The organism is Algoriphagus sp. PAP.12 (genome assembly GCF_026652115.1).
In the GTDB taxonomy this organism is placed as follows: Bacteria; Bacteroidota; Bacteroidia; order Cytophagales; family Cyclobacteriaceae; genus Algoriphagus.
The window spans coordinates 248,884-255,596 of record NZ_JAPPSQ010000005.1 but is presented as its reverse complement, the minus strand read 5'-3'; the positions used below and the strand labels follow the sequence as shown (position 1 = coordinate 255,596).

Here is a 6,713-nt window from a genome sequence, read left to right as displayed (position 1 = left end):
CTTTTGGAATTGAAAGAACTTTCTTTTTCGCATTTCCCTATCCTTTTCCTATCTTTTTTCATTCTAACCCATAACCTATGAAACCAATCTACTCTTTGTTTATGCTGGCTTTGCTGGTTGCTTGCCAGCCTCAGACAGAAACGCAAACAGAGGCTGTTCCCGAATCTTCTTCTTCCAAACCGAGAACCATCGTCACTACAGATGGAGAAATCGATGATGTGGATTCTTTTATCCGAATGCTGCTTTATGCCAATGAATTCCAGATCGAAGGCTTGATCTACTCTTCCTCCATGTGGCATTACAAGGGGGATGGAAAGGGGACGCTCTTTACTTCTGAGATGGAAATGACAAAGCGTATGTATGGAGCGATTCCTGATTTGCGATGGCCGGGAACGGAGTGGATGAACCCCTTGCTGGATGCTTATGGAGAAGTATATCCCAAGCTTAGCCAGCATGCGGATTTTCCTACAGCGGATCATTTTAGAAGCTTGGTGCGGGTAGGGAATATTGATTTTGAAGGGGAGATGGAGGTGGATACAGAGGGTTCTGATTTTATCAAAGCCAAGTTACTGGATGAGGAGATGGAGCCACTTTACCTGCAAGTTTGGGGAGGAACAAATACCATTGCCCGAGCTTTGAAATCCATAGAAGATCAATACAAGGGGACCTCGGATTGGGAATCTGTCTATGAAAAGGTGGTGAATAAAGCAATTATCTATGCCATTTTGGATCAGGATGCCACTTATCGAAAGTATATCGCTCCCAATTGGCCTGACTTGAAGATATTCTACAATTCCAATCAATTTTGGTGCTTTGCCTACCCTTGGAAAAGGGCTGTTCCTGAAGAGCAACATTATTTGTTTGAAGGAGGATTTATGGGAGAGGAAATCATTAACAATCACGGTCCTTTGCTCAAGCAATATTATAGTTATGGAGATGGACAAAAACAGGAAGGAGATGATGAGCATATTCATGGAGATCCTACCAAGTTGGAAAATGCACAGTGGGGAACTTTTGATATCTATGACTTTATCTCTGAGGGAGATTCACCGGCCTTTTTGCATCTGATCAATGTTGGTTTGGATAATCTGGATCATCCCGAATGGGGAGGTTGGGGTGGTAGGCTTGTCCAGTCCGCAGAACAACCTAACCGTTGGGAAGATGGACAAGAGGTCTTGGATTTCAATCCATTTACTGATACCCTGGATGCTACCTATCCTCAGATTCGTTGGGTCAAGGCGATACAGGAAGACTTTGCGGCAAGAGCAGATTGGTGCATTATGGATTATGAAGATGCCAATCATCCTCCGTTTGTTACTGCTTTAGGTGCCAATACTTTAGCTTTCAAAGCTGGAGATGTTTTTACCTTGGAAATTCAGAGTTCCGATCCAGATGGAGATAAGTTGTCGACCACGTTTTGGATTTACAAAGAAGTTGGAACCTATGCTGGAAATGCTACCCTAACTCCCAATGGAAACCAAGTGGAGGTAAAGCTTGACCAAAACTCTATAGGACAATTGCATGTGATTGCAGAAGTTTCCGATGAGGCCGATCATCCGATGACTAGGTATGTGAGGTTTGTTGTTGAGGTGGGAGGATAGGAAGTTTGGATGTAGGAGGTTTTCAAAAAGTTAATTTAGGTTCTTTCCTGAAAAGAAAGAAAATTGAGAATAACGGAATAGAGACTTAGAGAATTGAGGTTCTCGTCATCCTCAGCCCTGTGTTCCCGATAGTCGCGGATCGGTATTCATATTTCGTATTTTGGATAAAAAAAGCGCAGAAATCTGATTTCTTGCGCTTTTTCTTTTGGATGGTATTTGTTATTTCTCAGAAAGTGCTTCTCCTTCAAACTGAATGTCTCCCCAGCCAAATTGGATGAAGTTTCGGATATTCTGATGATCTGTTCCTTCAGGATTGCCCAAAACATCCTTTCTGTAATAATCTCCAAACAGTGCCAAGGTCTGATTTTGGTCAAGGTTCTGGAGCTTGGCAAAGGAAAATACTTTGCAGCTTCCATTGTTTTGACCTGCCTCATTGACCGTGTTTCCATTTGTGAATTGGGTAGGAGTGAAGTTGTAATTGGAATCGATATATTCGATAACCTCGGAGAATTGAATGCTCTGAGGAGAGTCTTTTAGCTGTTCTAGGATATTCATAGGACGCAAAGATAAGGCTTATTGAGGGATTTGTGATTTGTTATCGGCTATTTAGGTTAGTGCTAAATAATATGTGGAAAATAGAGAATGGTTATATCTCTTAATTGGCTTCGGAATGATTCAGGGAGGTATTTTCAATCTATTTATTTCAACCAAGACCAGCGAGTCGCCCAGTCATTAAGGATATCATTTCTCCATTTCAAAATGGTATTTCCACCTTGTAATCTTCCATCAAAATCTTCTGGTTTACTTGAATCAGAATACCAGTTTTCGCCCAAAATAAAATCGTCGGGATTTGCCTTGCCAGGCCAGAGATTGGTGACCACGAGCTGGCTTTCTCCAGTAGGGAAACCTTCTATTTCCGAAGTGAATACAAAGTTGAGAACTTCCGCTTGCTTGGGAGCATATCTCAGGCTGTAGGTACCATTTCCCAAGAAATATCCAGGCCAAACTTGCTTGCCATCCCCATAAGGAACTTCCATCCAAAAGACTGCTGAATCAGCAGGCACCTCAATCTTTGGGCCTTTTAATTGATATTCAACCACTGTACAAAATGCCACAGAATCAGAAAGGGATGTTTTTCTTTCAAAGATCACTCGGGAACTCCTGTCAATTTTTTCAAAACTTCCTCCCCAGCTTTCTCCTGTCGGATTTCCGGGATATCCATTCATGAGGTAAAGTAAAGAAGGTGTGTCTCCCATTTTAATCTCTCCATCATAATAGTCCTTGAAATCGGCTCCCAGATGTCCTGCTTCCTGAATATTCTTTTGATAAAAATCTGTCGTTTTGACCACGTCAGGTGTCTGGTTGTTGGAAAAAAATCCATAATAACTAGAGTTGACCTCTATCATCCAAAGGTCTGGGAAATTGGCTGCGATGTAGGCGTAGCTATTGGCAGACCATTTCTTATTGGGGCCTCCAATCCAATAGACTCGAATGTTTTCTTGGATTTCCGGAGCATCATGAAGAGCCTGGGCCAAATCATCCAGACCTCCCCAAACCAGCACCCAAAGGGGGCGGGAGTCTTTCTTTTTAGCAGCTTTGATGATCCAGTCAGAACCCTCCGTTGAGCTGATAAAACCTTTAAAGGGTGCAGCTCCTTTTCTACCCTGTTTGGTGATTGATCTCAAATAATTTGGGCTTGCAAAACCAGTTTTGTGTTTTTGTAAAAGAGGTAGGTCCTTTTCATACAGATCTATCATCCGAAGGATCTCTTCCTTGTTTCCGCTGCCATAAGATGGGGAAGATACCAAGCCTTCTAAATCAAACAGATCGCTATACATCAGCAGGTGCGCCATGCTTTGATTGTCATCGGGGTCTGTTCCTCCTATGTCTGTACTGATCAAAACTCTAGGTTTGGCTGATGGAGTTTTTTGTCCAAAAAGCTGAATAGAGATTAGGCAAAAAAAGAAAAGTAGAGAATTGCGGATCATAGTAAAGGTTCTGATGATCTTCAAATTGGCTGAATTTATAAAGAAAAGTATCCTGTGGTTTATGTTGGCCTCTTTTTGACAATAGGCGCTGTTCAAATAAAAAATATGGAAGCGTTTATATTTTTTAAGTAAATCGTAATTGATCGGAAAAGATATTGATAATTAATATTTTACAGGTCAATTAACCTATTAAACCCCTATGGATTTTAAACAAACCTTCTCCAGATTTATACCCCTTGGTGTGGCATCCTTTGCTTTTCTTATCCTTATTGGCTGTTCTCAAGAACCCAAAGAGGAAGAAAAAGCTAAAAAGAGACCCAATATCGTGTTCATCATGAGTGATGATCATGCCTATCAGGCTATCAGTGCTTATGGCGGACCTTTGTCAGATTTGGCTCCCACGCCCAATATTGACCGTATCGCCAAAGACGGCATGTTGTTTATCAATGCCTTGGTAACCAATTCCATTTGCGGCCCTTCAAGAGCTACCATTCTGACAGGGAAGTACAGTCACCAAAATGGGTTTATAGATAATACTATCGGATCGAAATTTGACTTTACACAGAATAGTTTTGCGAAAGAATTGCAGAAAGCCGGCTATCAAACTGCTACAATTGGGAAATTGCATTTAGGGGATGTGCCTACAGGCTTTGATTATTATGATATTTTGCCAGGACAGGGGCGCTATTACAATCCGCAGTTTATCAATCAGGATGGACAATACGAAGTAGAAGGATATGCTACTGATATCATTACCGATAAGACCATAGCTTGGTTGGATTCTGCCAAAAATGATGAGAAACCATTTATGGTGATGATGTGGCATAAAGCACCTCACCGAAATTGGGAGCCTGGGCCAAATGAATTGGGAATGTATGAAAATGTGACTTTCCCAGAACCTGAGAATCTTTTCGATGATTATTCAGGAAATAGAGAGGCAGCTTCTTTGAATAATATGTCCATCGCCCAAACGATGAGATTGGAAAGTGATCTGAAGCTTAGAGAAGAAGCTCCTGCATCTATGACTGAAGCTCAAAAGGAACAATGGAATGCAGTTTATGAGCCGATTTATGAAGATTTCAAAAAAGCTAATCTTTCTGGTGATGAGTTGACAAAATATAAATATCAACGCTACATGCGAGATTATTTGGGTAGTGTGTCAGCAGTAGATAAAAGTGTTGGAAGAGTGTTGGAATATTTGAAAGCCAATGGCTTAGATGAAAACACTATAGTAATTTACACTTCCGATCAAGGATTTTATTTGGGTGAACACGGTTGGTTTGATAAGCGCTGGATGTATCGAGAATCTCTTCGAACTCCTTTGTTGATCAAATGGCCAGGTGTGGTAAAGCCGGGGACTGTCAATGAGGACTTAGTTTCCAATCTGGATTTTGGTGAAACTTTAATCGACATCGCTGGTGCTCCGATTCCTGCAGATATGCAAGGAAGAAGCTTATTGCCGATTTTGGAAGGGAAGACTCCTGAAGATTGGAGAAAAGGGCACTACTATCATTACTATGAACATCCTTCAGAGCATAATGTGATGAGGCATTATGGAATTACCACAAATAAATATAAGCTGATTCATTTTTACTATGATATCGATACTTGGGAATTATATGATCTAGAAAAAGACCCAGAAGAAATGAACAATATCTATGGAGATCCCGCCTATGCTGATATTCAAAAAGAACTTCATGAGGAACTGGAGGAACTTCGAGCTCAATACCAAGATAATGATTCACTCAACGAAGCATTTATAGAAGAATATAAGGAGAAAGTGAAAAAGAATCCTGCGATTGAATATTGGAAGATGAGTAGAGAAGAGATGCAGAAGTATTTCCAGCAAAGCCGAGAGCAAGAGGGGAAAAAATAAAGAGATTCCCATTGAAAAAATAAAGCTCCCAGATCAAATATCTGGGAGCTTTATTTATTGCTGCCAAAAAACTACCAAACCATCTTTGCCGGCAACTGCGATATCTTTTTTGTTATCGTTGTTTAGATCGGCGACTGAGAAAAATAATCCAGTTCCTTTTCCTTGTAAAGGTTTTCCAAAAGAGATGATGTTTTTGGTGAAGCTGCTTCCATTCCACTTGAAATAATAGAGGCCAACATCGTCTTTCCCACCTGGATCCTTCCCATTATGAGCTCGATAGCGTTTGCCTGTCACCAACTCTTCCTGACCATCACCATCCAAATCAATCCATTCCATGGTGTGGTACTGGGATTGGAAAGGGTCTATTTCATGCTTTTCGAAAATAATGGAGTTCCCATTTTTCTTTTGCTCCATCCAAACCAATCCATAATCATGACCTTGACCTACGATCAAATCGTTCAAGCCATCTCTGTTGAGGTCTGTGATGATCATAGGGATTCCAGCATGATCCAATTTGAAGTCTTCATGCAAAAGCCATTTTCCATTTTTCAAATTAGCCGGTGCTTCCAGCCAACCTTCTGTGATGATTAAATCACCACGGCCATCTCCATTGATGTCCCCAAAGCCCAAGCCATGTCCTTGTGTTTCATGTACAGGAAACTTTTCAAATTGACCGGGGCCTGTCTTTTTGTAATAAGCCAAGGGTTTTCCAGGAGTATTTGGGACAATTTCCACGACCCCATCCCCATCGATATCCCAGGCTCGTGTCGTTTCTATGTTTCCGGTTTCAGCGATTTTGTGAACAGGCCATTCGGAGTTGTCTCCGGGATTTTCTTTCCAGATCAAAGTGCCTTCAAACCAGCCTCCAGTGATGAGATCCAGTTTTCCATCCTCATTCACATCCAACGGAATGGTAGAGAAATCCTCGTAATACTCTCCAAACCTTTTTACCTGTCCAATCATTTTTCTTTCTATGAATTCAGGACCTTGATACCAATAGCTGCCAGAAATCAAATCCAGATACCCATCTCCATTTACATCAAACGTGCCCACGGACTCATAGCTTTCACTGGCAATGTTCTGTCTTTCAAAACTGATGTTTTTGCTTTGCGAGAAGGCTGAAATGGAGGCAAAAGAAAGAAGAAAAATAACTAAAGAAGACTTCATGGAAGTTGTGTTTGAAGGGTTTAAATGAAAATGGGAAGAAATCTACCATTCCTTCCCATTCAAACTGTCCTGTTAAGTCTA

Annotated in this window: 5 protein-coding genes; 2 read left to right on the top strand and 3 right to left on the bottom strand. The window is 41.1% G+C overall.

Translation table 11 applies throughout. The features are described 5' to 3' along the window. Positions 1 to 77: 77 nt before the first annotated feature. Positions 78 to 1,601 carry a DUF1593 domain-containing protein gene (locus O0V13_RS08785; protein ID WP_268034607.1) on the top strand — a complete coding sequence of 508 codons (1,524 nt, stop codon included), beginning with the start codon at positions 78 to 80 and terminating at the stop codon, positions 1,599 to 1,601. Positions 1,602 to 1,820: 219 nt separating this feature from the next. Here the strand turns inward: O0V13_RS08785 and O0V13_RS08780 are convergent, their stop codons facing one another. Both O0V13_RS08780 and O0V13_RS08775 read right to left on the bottom strand, forming a co-directional pair. Beyond that, positions 1,821 to 2,156: a HopJ type III effector protein gene (locus O0V13_RS08780; protein WP_268034606.1), complete on the bottom strand. Its 336-nt coding sequence runs from the start codon at positions 2,154 to 2,156 to the stop codon at positions 1,821 to 1,823. A 143-nt stretch (positions 2,157 to 2,299) separates the two neighbouring features. Then, positions 2,300 to 3,589 carry a nucleoside hydrolase-like domain-containing protein gene (locus O0V13_RS08775; RefSeq protein WP_268034605.1) on the bottom strand — a complete coding sequence of 430 codons (1,290 nt, stop codon included), beginning with the start codon at positions 3,587 to 3,589 and terminating at the stop codon, positions 2,300 to 2,302. 199 nt (positions 3,590 to 3,788) lie between these two features. Between O0V13_RS08775 and O0V13_RS08770 the strand changes: the two genes are divergently transcribed. Further along, a complete protein-coding gene (locus O0V13_RS08770) occupies positions 3,789 to 5,465 on the top strand; it encodes a sulfatase family protein (RefSeq protein WP_268034604.1) in 1,677 nt (558 codons plus the stop codon). A gap of 54 nt (positions 5,466 to 5,519) precedes the next feature. On the opposite strand, the gene O0V13_RS08765 is transcribed toward O0V13_RS08770, so the two are convergent. Further along, positions 5,520 to 6,632, bottom strand: a complete 1,113-nt coding sequence (locus O0V13_RS08765; protein ID WP_268034603.1) for an FG-GAP repeat domain-containing protein — start codon at positions 6,630 to 6,632, stop codon at positions 5,520 to 5,522. Positions 6,633 to 6,713: the final 81 nt, after the last annotated feature.